Below are 14,836 nucleotides of genomic sequence, written 5' to 3' on the forward strand. Positions count from 1 at the left end.
GTTCTCTTTCCATCAAGATAAGGGGAAATATGCTAACAGCACACAGCTTATGCTGGCTATGCCAAATGCCGCTGGCCATCGCCCGCTGGGGGATCTGCTCGCGATGCGCTGCATCGTTGATGGCGTCTGAGCCGCTCTGTCCTCAGTGTGGGCTACCTGCTCAGGCAGGCCTGCTGCCGTGCGGGCGCTGCCTGCAAAAACCACCGCCGTGGCAGCGGCTGGTTGCGGTGAATGATTATCGGCCGCCGCTGAGCGGCATGATTCACCAGTTAAAATTCAACAAACGACCAGAGCTGGCTCCGGCGCTGGCGCGTCTTCTGCTGTTGCGTATTCATCAGAGCAGGGGGCTTCCCAAACCAGATAGAATTATCAGCGTGCCGCTCTGGCAGCGTCGCCAGTGGAAGCGGGGTTTTAATCAGAGCGATCTGCTGTGCCGCCCGCTGGCGCACTGGATGGGCTGCGCTTGGCGTAGCGATGCGCTCACCCGTCAGCGTCGTACCGCCACCCAGCATCAGCTCAGCGCCAGATTGCGCAAACAGAACCTGAAAAACGCCTTTCAGCTTGAATTGTCGGTGCGGGGTCACCATATCGCCATTGTGGATGATGTCGTCACAACCGGAAGCACCGTCGCCGAGATATCCCGCCTGCTTTTGCGAAACGGCGCCGCGACGGTTCAGGTATGGTGTATATGCCGTACCTTGTAGACCCCTGCTGATGGGCGTATTATAACCAAGTAAAATAGTCAACTATTAGGCCAACGCTATGATCCGTATTTCCGATGCTGCACAAGCGCACTTTGCCAAACTGCTGGTAAATCAGGAAGAAGGGACACAAATTCGCGTATTTGTGATTAATCCCGGTACCCCAAACGCTGAGTGCGGCGTTTCCTACTGCCCACCGGATGCGGTGGAAGACACCGATACTGCGCTGAAGTTTGAGCAACTGACCGCTTATGTCGATGAACTTAGCGCGCCGTACCTGGAAGACGCTGAAATCGATTTTGTTACCGACCAGCTAGGCTCTCAGCTGACGCTGAAAGCGCCAAACGCCAAGATGCGCAAGGTTTCTGATGATGCCCCGCTGATGGAGCGCGTCGAATATCTGCTGCAATCGCAGATTAACCCGCAGCTGGCCGGTCACGGCGGGCGCGTCACGCTGATGGAAATCACCGACGATGGTCTGGCTATCCTGCAATTCGGCGGCGGCTGTAACGGCTGTTCGATGGTCGATGTAACCCTGAAAGAAGGGATCGAGAAGCAGATGCTGAACGAATTCCCGGAACTGAAAGGCGTACGCGATCTGACCGAACATCAGCGCGGCGAGCACTCCTACTATTGATTCCCCCGCCCGGCAGTATTTGCGCTGTCGGGCTACTCTCCTCAGTTACCGCACAACATTCCCCGCTAAGAGCCTATCTCATTAGGGCTATTTTGCTTGCCATTTTGAACCTGGGCAGTGCTCAGACAAAACTCACTGAGTTTTGAACGCCCTCAGGGCGGCCCGAAGGGTGAGCGTAGCGAATAATCCTCACGTACTACGTGTACGCTCCGGCTCTTCCGCGCTGGCCGTGTTCAAACTGTCTGCGCCAATAACGCCTACTGGGATAGGCTCTAAGCAACCCGGCAAAAACCCGGGAAAGAGTATGACTTAAGTCTCATATTTGAAATTTTCACTGCCCAGGTGATTCTCAAACTCACCATGTTACCCGTATCATTCATTTCAGGCGCCACAGATTAAAAAATAGCCGGCTATCCTTTCTCTGGGTAAGGATAAAGCTAGCATTTACGGCGTAGGACATTTTTTGTTCCAATCGGAACGGATGAAGTCAATGTTGAAACTATGACGTTACCCATAACAAATTAAGGCCAGGTAAATCATGCCATTAGTCATCGTTGCTATCGGGGTTGCCCTGTTATTGTTGCTGATGATCCGTTTCAAAATGAACGGTTTTATCGCTCTGGTTCTGGTGGCGCTTGCCGTCGGGCTCATGCAGGGCATGCCTCTGGATAAAGTTATCGTCTCCATCAAGAACGGCGTTGGGGGAACCCTCGGCAGCCTCGCGCTGATCATGGGCTTCGGCGCTATGCTCGGTAAAATGCTGGCGGACTGCGGCGGTGCGCAGCGTATCGCCACCACGCTAATTGACAAATTTGGTAAACAACACATCCAATGGGCAGTCGTGCTGACCGGTTTTACCGTCGGCTTCGCGCTGTTCTATGAAGTGGGTTTCGTGTTGATGCTGCCGCTGGTCTTTACCATCGCTGCGTCCGCCCGCATCCCGCTGCTATACGTCGGCGTGCCGATGGCGGCCGCGCTTTCCGTTACCCACGGCTTCCTGCCTCCGCACCCGGGTCCGACGGCGATTGCCACCATTTTCCATGCCGATATGGGTAAAACCCTGCTGTTCGGTACGATTCTGGCGATCCCGACAGTGATTCTGGCCGGTCCGGTTTACGCACGTTTCCTGAAAGGCATCGATAAACCGATTCCGGAAGGCCTGCATAACCCGAAAACATTCACTGAAGAAGAGATGCCGGGCTTTGGCGTCAGCGTCTGGACTTCTCTGGTGCCGGTTATTCTGATGGCGATGCGTGCGGTAGCCGAGATGGTGCTGCCGAAAGGTCATGCTTTCCTGCCGGTTGCTGAGTTCTTTGGCGACCCGGTGATGGCAACGCTGATTGCGGTGCTGATCGCGCTGTTCACCTTTGGCCTCAACCGTGGCCGCTCGATGGACCAGATCAACGAAACGCTGACTTCTTCCATCAAAATTATTGCCATGATGCTGCTGATCATCGGTGGCGGTGGCGCCTTCAAACAGGTGCTGGTCGATAGTGGGATGGACAAATACATCGCCTCTATCATGCATGAATCCAATATGTCTCCGCTGTTTATGGCCTGGTCGATTGCTGCGGTACTGCGTATTGCGCTGGGTTCGGCGACCGTTGCAGCTATTACCGCAGGCGGGATTGCTGCACCGTTGATCGCGACTACCGGCGTGAGCCCTGAACTGATGGTTATCGCCGTTGGTTCCGGTAGCGTTATCTTCTCTCACGTCAACGATCCGGGCTTCTGGCTGTTTAAAGAGTACTTCAACCTGACTATCGGCGAGACCATCAGGTCGTGGTCGGTGCTGGAAACCATTATCTCCGTGTGCGGTCTGATTGGCTGCTTGCTGTTGGGGATGGTGGTGTAAGCAGAGCGTCAGTATAAAACGGGCCGGGTAGCAGCGATGCTGACCCGGCTTTTTTATGCGCAATAACCACAGAGGCCAGGCTTATCGCAGTAATACCCGGTTCTGCACCGTGCCTGACATTGAAATTCACCCAACTATCCCCCATTCTAGATCTCATGCTAAAGCGCCGGACGCGCGCTTCATTTACCCTCTTCAACAGGACTGCGCATATGACCAATCCATTACTGACGCCTTTTTTATTGCCCCCTTTCTCTGCTATCCAACCTGAACATGTCGTCCCCGCGGTCACCAAAGCGCTGGATGATTGCCGGGCGGCGGTAGAGAGCGCGGTGGCGCAAGGGGCGCCGTACACCTGGGAAAATCTTTGCCAGCCGCTGGCAGAAGTGGATGACGTGCTGGGGCGTATTTTTTCGCCGGTCAGCCATCTGAACTCGGTTAAAAACAGCCCGGAACTGCGCGAAGCCTACGAACAAACCCTGCCGCTGCTCTCTGAGTACAGCACTTGGGTTGGGCAACATGAAGGTCTGTATAAAGCGTACCGCGACCTGCGCGACGGCGACCATTACGCCACTCTGAATACCGCGCAGAAAAAAGCGGTGGATAACGCGCTGCGTGATTTTGAACTTTCTGGTATTGGCCTGGCGAAAGAGCAGCAGAAACGCTATGGCGAAATCGCCGCTCGCCTGTCCGAGCTGGGCAACCAGTACAGCAACAACGTGCTCGATGCCACTATGGGTTGGACGAAGCTGGTGACCGATGAAGTCGAACTTTCCGGGATGCCGGAAAGCGCGCTGGCTGCCGCCAAAGCGCAGGCTGAAGCCAAGGAGCAGGAAGGCTATCTGCTAACTCTGGATATCCCGAGCTATCTTCCGGTGATGACTTATTGCGACAACGGGCGGCTTCGTGAAGAGCTGTATCGCGCTTACTCCACCCGCGCTTCTGACCAGGGGCCAAACGCCGGGAAGTGGGACAACAGCCCGGTGATGGCGGAAATTCTTGCCCTGCGCCATGAGCTGGCGCAGCTACTGGGCTTCGACAGCTATGCCGACAAGTCTCTGGCTACCAAAATGGCCGAGAACCCACAGCAGGTGCTCGACTTCCTGACCGATCTGGCCAAACGTGCCCGTCCCCAGGGTGAGAAAGAGCTGGCCCAGCTGCGAGCCTTCGCCAAAGCCGAATTTGGCGTTGATGAACTGCAGCCGTGGGATATCGCGTACTACAGCGAAAAACAGAAACAGCATCTGTACAGCATCAGCGACGAACAGCTGCGCCCGTACTTCCCGGAAAACAAAGCCGTTAACGGCCTGTTCGAAGTCGTTCAACGTATTTATGGTATTACCGCCAAAGAGCGTACCGATGTTGACGTCTGGCATCCGGAAGTGCGTTTCTTCGAGCTGTATGACGAAAACAATGAACTGCGTGGCAGCTTCTACCTCGATCTCTACGCTCGCGAACATAAGCGCGGCGGGGCATGGATGGACGACTGCGTCGGCCAGATGCGCAAACTCGATGGTTCGCTGCAAAAACCGGTCGCTTATCTGACCTGTAACTTTAACCGTCCGGTCAGCGGCAAACCGGCGCTGTTCACTCATGATGAAGTGATCACTCTGTTCCACGAGTTTGGTCATGGCCTGCATCATATGCTGACCCGTATCGATACCGCCGGGGTTTCCGGCATCAGCGGGGTGCCGTGGGATGCGGTCGAACTGCCGAGCCAGTTTATGGAAAACTGGTGCTGGGAGCCGGACGCTCTGGCGTTTATCTCCGGTCACTATGAAACCGGCGAGCCGCTGCCAAAAGAACTGCTGGAGAAAATGCTGGCGGCGAAAAACTACCAGGCGGCGATGTTTATCCTGCGCCAGCTGGAGTTCGGACTGTTCGACTTCCGCCTGCATGCGGAGTTCCAGCCAGAGCAGGGGGCTAAAATCCTCGAAACGCTGGCGGAAATTAAAAAGCAGGTTGCGCTGATCCCTGGACCGTCATGGGGCCGCTTCCCGCATGCTTTCAGCCATATTTTTGCCGGTGGCTATGCGGCGGGCTACTACAGCTATCTGTGGGCCGATGTGCTGGCGGCGGACGCCTTCTCGCGCTTCGAAGAGGAGGGGATCTTCAACCGCGAAACCGGTCAGTCGTTCCTCGACAACATCCTGACTCGCGGTGGTTCTGAAGAGCCGATGACGCTGTTCAAACGCTTCCGTGGTCGCGAACCGCAGCTGGACGCGATGCTTGAGCATTACGGAATCAAAGGCTGATTGAGTGAAAATCTGCTTAATTGATGAAACGGGCGCCGGAGACGGCGCCTTATCTGTTCTTGCTGCCCGCTGGGGGCTGGAACACGATGAAGACAACCTGATGGCGCTGGTGATGACGTCGGAGCATCTGGAACTGCGCAAGCGCGATGAGCCGAAGCTTGGTGGTATCTTCGTCGATTTTGTCGGCGGGGCGATGGCTCATCGACGCAAGTTTGGCGGCGGCCGCGGCGAGGCGGTGGCAAAAGCGGTTGGTATTAAGGGTGATTACCTGCCGGATGTGGTCGATGCGACTGCCGGACTGGGACGCGATGCGTTCGTCCTCGCCTCTGTGGGTTGCCATGTGCGGATGCTGGAACGCAATCCGGTGGTTGCCGCGCTGCTCGACGATGGCCTGACGCGCGGCTATGCCGATGCGGAAATCGGTCCATGGTTGCAGGAGCGGCTACAGCTAATTCACGCCTCCAGCCTGATGGCGCTGACCGATATTACTCCGCGTCCGCAGGTGGTTTACCTCGACCCGATGTTCCCACATAAGCAGAAAAGTGCATTGGTGAAGAAAGAGATGCGGGTGTTTCAGTCGCTGGTGGGGCCGGATTTAGACGCTGATGGCCTGCTGGAACCTGCTCGTCTGTTGGCGACCAAACGCGTGGTGGTCAAACGACCGGACTATGCGCCGCCGCTGGCGGATGTGGCGACGCCGAACGCGGTGGTCACCAAAGGCCACCGGTTTGATATTTACGCCGGAACGGCGATTGAGCAACAAGGATAAATCTTACAATCCGGGGATGTCGCTGCCTGAAATATCGTGCGCGTTTTTCCCGGGGGCGGCGCTTGATGCGCCTTGCCCGGGCTACGGATTCGTGCGGTCTGGTAGCCCGGATAAGGCGTCAGCCGCAATCCGGGGATGTCGCTGACTCAAATATCGTGCGCGTTTTCCCGGGGGCGGCGCTTGACGCGCCTTGCCCGGGCTACGGGCTCGTGTGGTCTGGTAGCCCGGGCAAGGCATCAGCCGCAATCCGGGGATGTCGCTGACTGAAATATTGTGCGCGTTTTCCCGGGGGCGGCGCTTGACGCGCCTTGCCCGGGCTACGGATTCGTGCGGTCTGGTAGCCCGGATAAGGCATCAGCCGCAATCAGGGGATGTCGCTGACTGAAATATTGTGCGCGTTTTCCCGGGGGCGGCGCTTGACGCGCCTTGCCCGGGCTACGGATTCGTGCGGTCTGGTAGCCCGGACAGGTGCGCAGCACCGCCTCCGGGGATGCCTTCTTTTCTGCTAGCTCTGCCCTTCGTTAATCACCTGATATAGCGGGATCATCGCCGCGCCGCGTGAAGCACTTAGCGCCCCCATTGATGAGGCCGCCAGCATGACTTTCGGACGATTAGGGTCGAGCTTTGTTTGCAGGCGATGATTAAGCTCCTGCACCAGCCGACTAATAATCGGTTTAGGCAGCGCACCGCCCAGCACAATCAGCTGTGGATCAACCCACTGCACGCAGCCGAAAACAGTTTGTTCTACCTGGTCGCAGCAGCGGGCAAACCAACCCTCCAGCAGCGGGTGCTGACCGGCGATAAGCTCCGGTAACTGCGCTTGCGCTAGCCCTTCATGCTCTAACGTAGCGACCAGATCTTTATAGGACGGGCGCGGTGTACCGGACGGGAACGCCATCCCTACCTCGCCCGCATTAAAGAAGCCGCCGCGCAGCAGCTTATGCCCGGAAATCACCCCTGCGCCGATACCGTAGCCGAGGTCGATAAACGTCAGATCGCTATAGTCGTTCCATTCGCCACTGTACAGCTCGCCTACCGCCGAGGCGTTGGCGTTGTTCTCTACCCATGTCGGCCACGGCAGGTTGTCGGCAAACGCCTGCTGGAGATCAACCTCACGCCAGCTCTCCAGCCACGCCACGCTATGGCGCTTGCGTCCATCAGATTTCAGAAAACCTGGCACCGCGTAGCCGATCCCGAAAATTCGCGCGTGCTGAAGCTGGCGCTTTTTCAGCGTCTGCTCGACCAGCGTTTTAATTTGCGCGAGCGTTGAGGCCAACGGCTGGTTTTCCTGATGCGCCTCGGAAATTGAGAGCAACTGGCGACCGCTGAGATCGACCACCGTCATATCGATAAAACCGGGACTGAACGACAATCCGATGGCGCAGCCGCCGCCGGGATTAAGCCGCAGCGGTAGCGACGGCTGGCCGCGCTGCCCGGTATTACGCTCACCTTCGACCACCAGACCGGAAAATATCAGCTCCCGGCACTGCTGGGTAATCGCGCCCGCCGTCAGGTTTGACAAACGCGCCAGCTCCGCGCGAGTAACCGGTGCATGGCGGCGGATAAGCTCCAGCAGCAGGCGCTGCGAACCGCGCAGCTCAAGGCGTTCAGAGTGGGCGTTCATGGTGTCCTTAATTTTTTATCTAATCCCAACGCAGTCCGGCCTCTTCTATCAGCCCCTGCAGATACGGAATATCATCGTGGCTGAGCATATCAATCAGCCCGTCACGCAGCCAGCTCATGATCTCCGGGCGACTATCATAGCCGAATTTGTGCTGGTACTGGGTCAACGGATCCATGCCGTTTTTCACTTCATGCAGGTACATCCGTACGCCCAGCCCCGCCTTTTTGTAAGCCCGCAGATCGTCAACGTGGGCAAACTCGTACTCAAAACAGACACAGCTGGCATGGGACTGCTGCACTGCCGCCAACTGGTCATTGTAACGCGCCAGCGTCACTACCTGTAGCGCCAGCTCCGGGATTTGCGCCTTCACCCGATTTATCAGTACATGATTGAAACCCAGCAACTGGATATGGCCGATCGTTTCTGGCATGGCGCGCAGCAGTTGTACCAGCACCTCGACGAACTCATCGTGGCGGCGGCGCTGTTTCACTTCAACTATCAGCCCCATATGGTTCTCCACCGCCCAGCGCAGCACATCCGCCAGCAGTGGGATGCGAGTCCCGCTAAACGCAGGGTGATATTTCACGCCAAAATCGCTCTCCAGCAGTTGCGGATATGTCAGCTGTTCGACAAATCCCTGTCCGGTAGAAACCCGGTCGATGCGGTGGTCATGGGTCACGACCAACTGATTATCTGCCGTCAGGTGGATGTCTATTTCGATGCAGTGTGTACCCGCCAGGCGGGCGGCTTCAAAGGCCGGAAAGGTGTTCTCCGGCGCACAGTTGGAATACCCGCGATGACTGTTGGCCAGCACAATACCTTCTGCCGCGCGGTGAAAAGTAAACACCATCTTCTTTTCCTCTCGAATGTAAGATGGTTATTAACTTTACTACTTAAATTTAAATGTGAAAGGTGTTTTTATCTTTCCATGTTTAATATGTTGTTTTATATAAATTTAATTTGATGTCTTGATCATTTTTCAACTTTGAAGATCTGCGTCACATAAATTTAATGTTTAGTATGTAAATTTAATAATCATCTTTTAAATCGACGGAAAACAGACTCATGTCAAAACTGGTTCTGGAACAGGTGACCAAAACGTTCGGCGAATTCTATGCCGCCAGGGAAATCTCGTTCTGCGCAGAAGAGGGGGAGTTCGTGACCCTGCTCGGGCCGAGCGGATGCGGTAAAACCACCCTGCTCAAAATGATTGGCGGCTTTCACCAGCCGGACAGCGGGCGCATTCTGATTGGCGATAAAACGGTTAATGCCCTGCCGCCGGAAAAGCGCAACACCGCCATGTGCTTCCAGTCCTATGCGCTGTTTCCGCACCTCAACGTGGCGCACAACATCTGCTTCGGCCTGAAGCAGAAAAAGGTCGCCATCGGCGAACAGCAGACCCGGCTGGCGGAGGCGCTGAAGCAGGTGGGGCTGGAAAGTCAGAGGCTGAAAATGCCCGCCCAGCTCTCCGGCGGCCAGCAGCAGCGCGTGGCGCTGGCGCGGGCGATGATCACCCGTCCGGACGTGATCCTGTTCGACGAACCGCTCTCCAATCTTGATGCCAAGCTACGCGAGAGCGTGCGTTTTGAAATCAAGGAACTCCAGCGGCAGTACCAGCTCACCTCGATTTACGTCACCCACGATCAGGCGGAAGCGCTGGCGATGTCGGACAAAATCGTGGTGCTGAACGCCGGTAACGTCGAGCAGATAGGCAAACCGGAAGAGATCTACTACCGTCCGGCAAACCGCTTTGTCGCGGATTTTATCGGCGCGGCCAATATCGATACTGCGCAGGTCGCGCCCGCAGAGCAGCCGGGTTACTACCGGGTACGCTGCGGCCTGGGTGAGTTTTATGTGTTCTCAGACCAACCGCCGCGCGCAGAACATTGCTATATCTGCTGGCGACCTGAAGATGCTCAGTACGTCAGCCAGCCGCAGACGGGCGGCAATCACTTCACCCTGACGCTCGACAAAATGGCCTTTATGGGCAACCTCACCGAAGCCTGGGGACACAACGACAGCGGGCCGTCAGTGCGCCTGCAACTGATCAAAAAGCCGCCCGTCGCCTCCGGCGAGCGCGCCTGCTTCCGTCTGGCGGAGAACGCCATCCATTTTCTGGAGCCGGTATCATGAAAAACTGGCGCAACGACCTGTTCGCCTGGCTGCTGATGATCAGCGGGCTGGGCACCATTCTGCTGCTGATGGGATCGACGTTTTACGTGGTGATCGTCCAGAGCCTGGGCTGGTTCAACCTCGAAGGCGACAGCCATTTCTCGCTGGAGTACTGGCGCAATATGTTGCAGGACGAGGTGCTGCGCAGCGCTCTGTTTTACTCGGTGAAGGTGTCGCTGCTGGGGGCGTTCGGCTCGGTGATTTTCGCGTATCCGCTGGCGCTGTGGCTGCGTAAACCAATGGCGGGTAAAGAGGGCATTATTGCGGTACTGCGCGCGCCGATGTTTATCCCCGGGCTGGTGGCGGCGTTCCTGTTCGTCAACATCGTCGCTTACCACGGCATCATCAACGAACTGCTACTGGCGCTGGGAATTATTAGCGAGCCGCTACGGATGCAGAACGATGACTTCGGCTGGGGCGTCGTTATCCTGCAAGTCTGGAAGAATTTGCCCTTCGCCCTGATCCTGGTCGGCGGTGCGGTCAACGCTATTCGTAACGATGTGCTGGATGCCGCCAGTAACCTCGGCGCCAGCCGCTGGCGCAGTTTTACTGGTGTGGTGGTGCCGCTGACGCTGCCCGCCGTGCAGGTGACGCTGATTCTGGTGTTTATCGGCGCGCTGGGCGACTTTGCCTTCTTCTCGGTGGCCGGGCCGCGCAACACCTACTCGCTGGCGCGCCTGATGCAGGCCACCGCCATGGAGTACGGCGAGTGGAATAACGCGGCGGTGATTGCGGTGATCATTATGCTCACTGCGGCCCTCTGCACGCTGTTGATCGCCACCCTGATTACCCCATTCGCCACCCGCAAAGGAGAGGTCAAATGAGCCACACTACCAACGGTCGCCGGGTGGTGACGATTTCACTGATCTTCTTCGTAGTCGCCAACCTGGTCTGGCTGGGCATGCCGTTCGGCATGGCGATCCTCTGGTCGCTGGTTGACCCTGCCCATCCGTGGAGCTACCCGGATATCTTCCCGCCCGTATTATCGTTCAGCCGCTGGCTGCTGGTCTGGGAGAAAACCTCGCTCTCTGAGGCGCTGTTCAACAGCTACACCATTGCGCCTGCGGTGGCAGTGGTCAGCCTGCTGCTGTCGCTGCCCACTGCCTACGCCTTCGGGCGCATGACCTTTCGCGGCAAGGCGGTGGCGGAGATGCTGACGCTGATCCCGCTGGTGATGCCGGGGATGTTGATCGGGATTTTCTTCAGCGCCATGCTCATCAATCTCAATATCGACAACGCCTTTATCAGCATTGTTATCGGCCATACGGTGCTGACGCTACCCTATTCTATCCGCATTATGTCGGCGGGGTTTAAGGCGGTGCCGCAGGACTTGATCGACGCCAGCCGCGACTTAGGCTCCGGCGCGTGGGGCACCTTCTGCAATGCCTATCTGCCGCTGCTGAAACCAAGCTTTTTGGCGGCGCTGATTTTTTGTCTGGTGCGAAGTCTGGAGGAGTTCAGCATCTCATACGTGCTGGGCGCGCCGGATTTTATCACCGTCCCAACCATTCTTTATTCCTTCCTCGGTTACTCCTTTGTGCGCCCGGACGCGGCGGTGGTATCGATGATTCTGGTGATCCCCAACGTCATCCTGATGGTCATCATCGAGAAGCTGCTGAAGGGGAACTATCTGTCGCAATCCACGGGGAAAGCCTGACCTTTTACAGGAGATAATATGATGAAAAAAACAGTAATGATTCTGGCGGGCGGCTTGCTGTGCAGCTCTCTGGCGCTGGCGGCGGATAATCCCGACCTGATTGCCCAGGCGAAAAAAGAGGGCAGTGTGACGTTTAACGTCTGGTACCTGCAGCCGCAGTGGCGCAGCTTTGTGAAGGACTTTGAGCAGCAGTACGGCGTTAAGGTGCGCATTCCGGAAGGCAGCATCGACGGCAATATGAACAAGCTGCTGGCGGAAGCGGGCAAAGCAAAGGGCAAAATCGACGTGATCGCCCTGTCCGTGGCACAGTTACCAGTGACGACAGGGGCGAAAGCGCTGGCAAAAGTGGACGATCTTCCAGGCTATGGCGACGCCATTCACCAGATTCAGAACGTCGATACCCAAGGTTATGCCGTGGCGTTTTGGGGGAATCAGACCGGGCTGGTCTACGATCCGCAGCAGATGGGCGACCGGGCGTTACCGCAGACTATGGAAGACCTTCAGCGTTTTATCGATGCCAATCCAAAGCGGTTTGGCTATAACGACCCGAATAACGGCGGTGCGGGAGAAGCTTTTATTCAGCGTGTCGTTACGACTCAAAGCGGTGAGTTTGACAGCGAGTCGGCTACCGTTGATGCCGCAGTAGTAAAAAACTGGCTGAAGGGCTGGCAGTGGTTTGCCGTCAATAACGACAAAATCACCCGTACCGCTTCCGGCGCTGACAGCCTGACGCGCCTGAACGATGGCGAGCTGATGCTGACGCCTGCCTGGGAAGACCATCTGGCTGGCCTGCAAAAAACCGGGGCCATCACCTCGCGGCTGAAATTTTACGTACCAGAGTTTGGTATGCCCGGTGGCGGTAATGTCGCGGCTATTGCCGCCAACAGTCAACATCCGGCGGCATCGCGGCTATTTCTTAACTGGCTGATTCAGGCTGAGACGCAAAAAGCGCTCAGTAAAGCCTTCGGCTCCACGCCGATGAACAAACAGGTCAGTCCGGACGTGAAACGCCCCGACACCGAGGTGCAATTTTACGGTAAGGCCTACAGTATGCAGATGAAGAAAGAGTTCGTACGCCAGGTGATGATGCAGTGAAGAATTCCCCTGCCGCTCTGGCAGGGGACGATCATTTAAACAAACGGGGCCAGCGGGTCGGCAATCTCGAACGCTACCGATTTATCGGCTTTTGGCGGATAAATCAGCTCGCTGACGATCGACATCTTGAGCTTTTTCGCTTCGGCGCGCGTTAACTTCACCTGCTGATCCCAGCCTTCGGTGTAAACAGCGCCCCACGCGCCCAGATCCAGACAGGTGACGTACATTTCCTGACGATACGGCAGCGGTTCAACGTTCAGCAGGCTTGCTGCCACATTGTTACCAGCAAATTTACCCAGCAGGATGGCGTGCTGACAGGTCATCAGCGCGTGATTGCCCTTATCATCGGTGGCGGCGTAAGCCACGTCGCCGGTGGCATAAATGTCTTCATGACCTACCACCTGAAGATTTGCATTTACATGCAGACGGCCCTGACGGTCGCGCGGCGCATCAATCTGTGCGGTCAGACCGTTAGCCTGAACGCCAACGGTCCATATGACCGTCTGTGATGCAATTGTCTGACCATCTTTCAGCGTCACGCCAGAGGCATCCACGCTCTCAACTTCGGAATTGACCATCCATTCTACGTTCAGCTCAGTGGAGGCCTCGGCAATCACATCGCGCAATTCCTGGCTCCAGCGAGCACCCGGTTGCGCACCACGTTCAACTACGACAACTCTGGTCTTAGCATCAGCACCGAGGATATCACTCAGACGACCCGGTAACTCCAGCGCCATCTCAATGCCGGTGAAGCCGCCACCGCAGACGACAACAGTATTACGCGCCTTGCTCTCTGGCTGCTTAGCCAGATCTTGCAGATGCTGCTCCAGCACGGCTGCACTCTCAAGCTGATCGAGGTCGAAGGCATGCTCTGCGGCACCGGCGACTATACTGCGATTCACCTGGCTGCCGCTGGCCAGAACCAGACGGTCATAGCGATGCAGGCGCGTTTCACCGTGGGTATCTTTCCAGCTCACCTCTTTGGAAGCCGGAAGGATTTTCTCAACCGTGCCGCGCAGGAAGGTAACACCGGTGACCTCGAACAGCGGTTGCAGTGGCGCAACCAGCGTCTGAACGGCGCTTTCATAAAAACGTGGGCGCACACGCAGTTCAGGTTGTGGCGCAATCACCGTAATATCAATGTCCTGCTGGTTTTTATCCGCCAGACGTGCGGCGCTCAGCGCTGCCCACATACCGGCAAAGCCAGCCCCGATGATCAAAATTTGTTTACGCATCACTGTTGTTCTCGCTGTTCACTATGATTCATTTACTCGGATTGCATTGGTCGTAGTTAATCGATGCAATGTCATTTGAAATACAGGGGGCGACTTTCGTTGTGATTTTTATTTATCTAATTGATAATTATTTAATTTAAATTTTATTGCTGTCCTGTCTTTTGCAATCTCACTGGAATCAGGAGAACGGAAAAGCTACAATAAACTCAGATTAATTTTGGCTGAGATAAGAGCATGGCATTCTACAGTTCTGGGGTTGAGTACGGCATCCATAGTCTGATGTGTATGGTGGACAGCAAAGGCGATGCCCGCGATATGAGCGTGCGTGAGATTGCCGACCTGCAAAGTGTGCCCTACGATTACCTGGCCAAAATCTTCACCCGTCTGTCAAAGGCTGGGTTGGTGCGTAGCATCGAGGGTAAAGGCGGCGGTTTTCAGTTGGCGAAACCAGCTGAACACATTACGGTTCTCGATGTGGCAAATGCCATTGACGGTGACAAACGGATTTTTGAATGTCGCGAGATTCGCCAGCGTCTGGCGGTATTCGAAGAGCAGCAGCCGGAATGGGCCTGCGAAGGGATTTGCGGCGTTCGCTCGGTCATGGATATGGCACAGCAGCGCATGGAAGAGGCTTTAGGCCAGCATACCATACTCGATCTGGCGCGCAAAATGTACCGCAAAGCGCCGGATACCTTTGTGGTTGAAGTGCAGGAATGGATCGCCGGACGTAAAGGCGCATAATTGTCAGGTAGCCCGGCCAAGCGCAGCGCCGCCGGGAAACTCCCGGAGTCGGCGCTATCGCACCTCGTCCGAGCTACAGTGAAACGTAGGCCGGATAA

General features: G+C 56.3%; 13 protein-coding genes. 10 read left to right on the forward strand and 3 right to left on the reverse strand.

The features are described from left to right. Nucleotides 1–29 precede the first annotated feature (29 nt). From gntX to rsmJ, 5 genes are all read left to right on the forward strand, one after another. Nucleotides 30–704, forward strand: a complete 675-nt coding sequence (gntX, locus tag DA718_RS01580; protein WP_112216699.1) for a DNA utilization protein GntX — start codon at nt 30–32, stop codon at nt 702–704. Between the two features lie 58 nt (nt 705–762). Beyond that, a complete protein-coding gene (nfuA, locus tag DA718_RS01585; protein ID WP_110274837.1) occupies nt 763–1,338 on the forward strand; it encodes a Fe-S biogenesis protein NfuA in 576 nt (191 codons plus the stop codon). Nucleotides 1,339–1,876: 538 nt separating this feature from the next. Beyond that, nucleotides 1,877–3,193 (forward strand): gluconate transporter, encoded by a 1,317-nt coding sequence (gene gntT / locus DA718_RS01590; protein ID WP_110274838.1) that lies wholly within the window; start codon nt 1,877–1,879, stop codon nt 3,191–3,193. A 209-nt stretch (nt 3,194–3,402) separates the two neighbouring features. Then, on the forward strand, nt 3,403–5,445 hold the full coding sequence (prlC, locus tag DA718_RS01600; protein WP_112216701.1) for an oligopeptidase A: 2,043 nt from the start codon (nt 3,403–3,405) through the stop codon (nt 5,443–5,445). A 4-nt stretch (nt 5,446–5,449) separates the two neighbouring features. Further along, on the forward strand, nt 5,450–6,214 hold the full coding sequence (gene rsmJ, locus DA718_RS01605) for a 16S rRNA (guanine(1516)-N(2))-methyltransferase RsmJ (RefSeq protein ID WP_112216702.1): 765 nt from the start codon (nt 5,450–5,452) through the stop codon (nt 6,212–6,214). 505 nt (nt 6,215–6,719) lie between these two features. On the opposite strand, the gene DA718_RS01610 is transcribed toward rsmJ, so the two are convergent. Together DA718_RS01610 and DA718_RS01615 are read right to left on the reverse strand one after the other, a co-directional pair. Beyond that, complete coding sequence (locus DA718_RS01610) at nt 6,720–7,838, reverse strand: ROK family transcriptional regulator (RefSeq protein WP_112214871.1); 1,119 nt, start codon at nt 7,836–7,838, stop codon at nt 6,720–6,722. Nucleotides 7,839–7,857: 19 nt separating this feature from the next. Beyond that, complete coding sequence (locus tag DA718_RS01615) at nt 7,858–8,688, reverse strand: glycerophosphodiester phosphodiesterase (RefSeq protein WP_112214870.1); 831 nt, start codon at nt 8,686–8,688, stop codon at nt 7,858–7,860. A gap of 215 nt (nt 8,689–8,903) precedes the next feature. On the opposite strand from DA718_RS01615, the gene DA718_RS01620 reads away from it, so the two are divergent. Genes DA718_RS01620 through DA718_RS01635 form a run of 4 tightly spaced genes read left to right on the forward strand, consistent with a single transcriptional unit; the run spans nt 8,904 to nt 12,762 of the window. Then, nucleotides 8,904–9,971, forward strand: a complete 1,068-nt coding sequence (locus DA718_RS01620) for an ABC transporter ATP-binding protein (RefSeq protein WP_112214869.1) — start codon at nt 8,904–8,906, stop codon at nt 9,969–9,971. Next, nucleotides 9,968–10,834 (forward strand): ABC transporter permease, encoded by an 867-nt coding sequence (locus DA718_RS01625; RefSeq protein ID WP_112214868.1) that lies wholly within the window; start codon nt 9,968–9,970, stop codon nt 10,832–10,834. The genes DA718_RS01620 and DA718_RS01625 overlap by 4 nt, the downstream gene beginning before the upstream one ends. Beyond that, nucleotides 10,831–11,667, forward strand: a complete 837-nt coding sequence (locus DA718_RS01630) for an ABC transporter permease (protein WP_110274846.1) — start codon at nt 10,831–10,833, stop codon at nt 11,665–11,667. Before DA718_RS01625 ends, DA718_RS01630 begins: the two co-directional genes overlap by 4 nt. A gap of 21 nt (nt 11,668–11,688) precedes the next feature. Then, the gene (locus DA718_RS01635; RefSeq protein ID WP_112214875.1) at nt 11,689–12,762 is read left to right on the forward strand and encodes an extracellular solute-binding protein; all 1,074 of its coding nucleotides are present in this window, start codon (nt 11,689–11,691) and stop codon (nt 12,760–12,762) included. Between the two features lie 35 nt (nt 12,763–12,797). Here the strand turns inward: DA718_RS01635 and DA718_RS01640 are convergent, their stop codons facing one another. Beyond that, nucleotides 12,798–13,997, reverse strand: coding sequence for an NAD(P)/FAD-dependent oxidoreductase (locus DA718_RS01640; RefSeq protein WP_112214867.1), 1,200 nt, complete (start codon nt 13,995–13,997; stop codon nt 12,798–12,800). A gap of 234 nt (nt 13,998–14,231) precedes the next feature. Here DA718_RS01640 and DA718_RS01645 point away from each other — a divergent pair, with 234 nt between their 5' ends. After that, nucleotides 14,232–14,738 (forward strand): RrF2 family transcriptional regulator, encoded by a 507-nt coding sequence (locus DA718_RS01645; RefSeq protein ID WP_112214866.1) that lies wholly within the window; start codon nt 14,232–14,234, stop codon nt 14,736–14,738. The last annotated feature ends 98 nt before the right edge of the window (nt 14,739–14,836 follow it).

The organism is Klebsiella huaxiensis, assembly GCF_003261575.2.
Taxonomy (GTDB): domain Bacteria; phylum Pseudomonadota; class Gammaproteobacteria; order Enterobacterales; family Enterobacteriaceae; genus Klebsiella; species Klebsiella huaxiensis.

What these genes read in the sequence shown, in the direction of transcription:
- gntX (WP_112216699.1), top strand. Translation starts at nt 30, where the DNA reads ATGCTAACAGCACACAGCTTATGCTGGCTATGCCAAATGCCGCTGGCC.
- nfuA (WP_110274837.1), top strand. Translation starts at nt 763, where the DNA reads ATGATCCGTATTTCCGATGCTGCACAAGCGCACTTTGCCAAACTGCTG.
- gntT (WP_110274838.1), top strand. Translation starts at nt 1,877, where the DNA reads ATGCCATTAGTCATCGTTGCTATCGGGGTTGCCCTGTTATTGTTGCTG.
- prlC (WP_112216701.1), top strand. Translation starts at nt 3,403, where the DNA reads ATGACCAATCCATTACTGACGCCTTTTTTATTGCCCCCTTTCTCTGCT.
- DA718_RS01610 (WP_112214871.1), bottom strand. Translation starts at nt 7,838, where the DNA reads ATGAACGCCCACTCTGAACGCCTTGAGCTGCGCGGTTCGCAGCGCCTG.
- DA718_RS01615 (WP_112214870.1), bottom strand. Translation starts at nt 8,688, where the DNA reads ATGGTGTTTACTTTTCACCGCGCGGCAGAAGGTATTGTGCTGGCCAAC.
- DA718_RS01620 (WP_112214869.1), top strand. Translation starts at nt 8,904, where the DNA reads ATGTCAAAACTGGTTCTGGAACAGGTGACCAAAACGTTCGGCGAATTC.
- DA718_RS01625 (WP_112214868.1), top strand. Translation starts at nt 9,968, where the DNA reads ATGAAAAACTGGCGCAACGACCTGTTCGCCTGGCTGCTGATGATCAGC.
- DA718_RS01630 (WP_110274846.1), top strand. Translation starts at nt 10,831, where the DNA reads ATGAGCCACACTACCAACGGTCGCCGGGTGGTGACGATTTCACTGATC.
- DA718_RS01635 (WP_112214875.1), top strand. Translation starts at nt 11,689, where the DNA reads ATGAAAAAAACAGTAATGATTCTGGCGGGCGGCTTGCTGTGCAGCTCT.
- DA718_RS01640 (WP_112214867.1), bottom strand. Translation starts at nt 13,997, where the DNA reads ATGCGTAAACAAATTTTGATCATCGGGGCTGGCTTTGCCGGTATGTGG.
- DA718_RS01645 (WP_112214866.1), top strand. Translation starts at nt 14,232, where the DNA reads ATGGCATTCTACAGTTCTGGGGTTGAGTACGGCATCCATAGTCTGATG.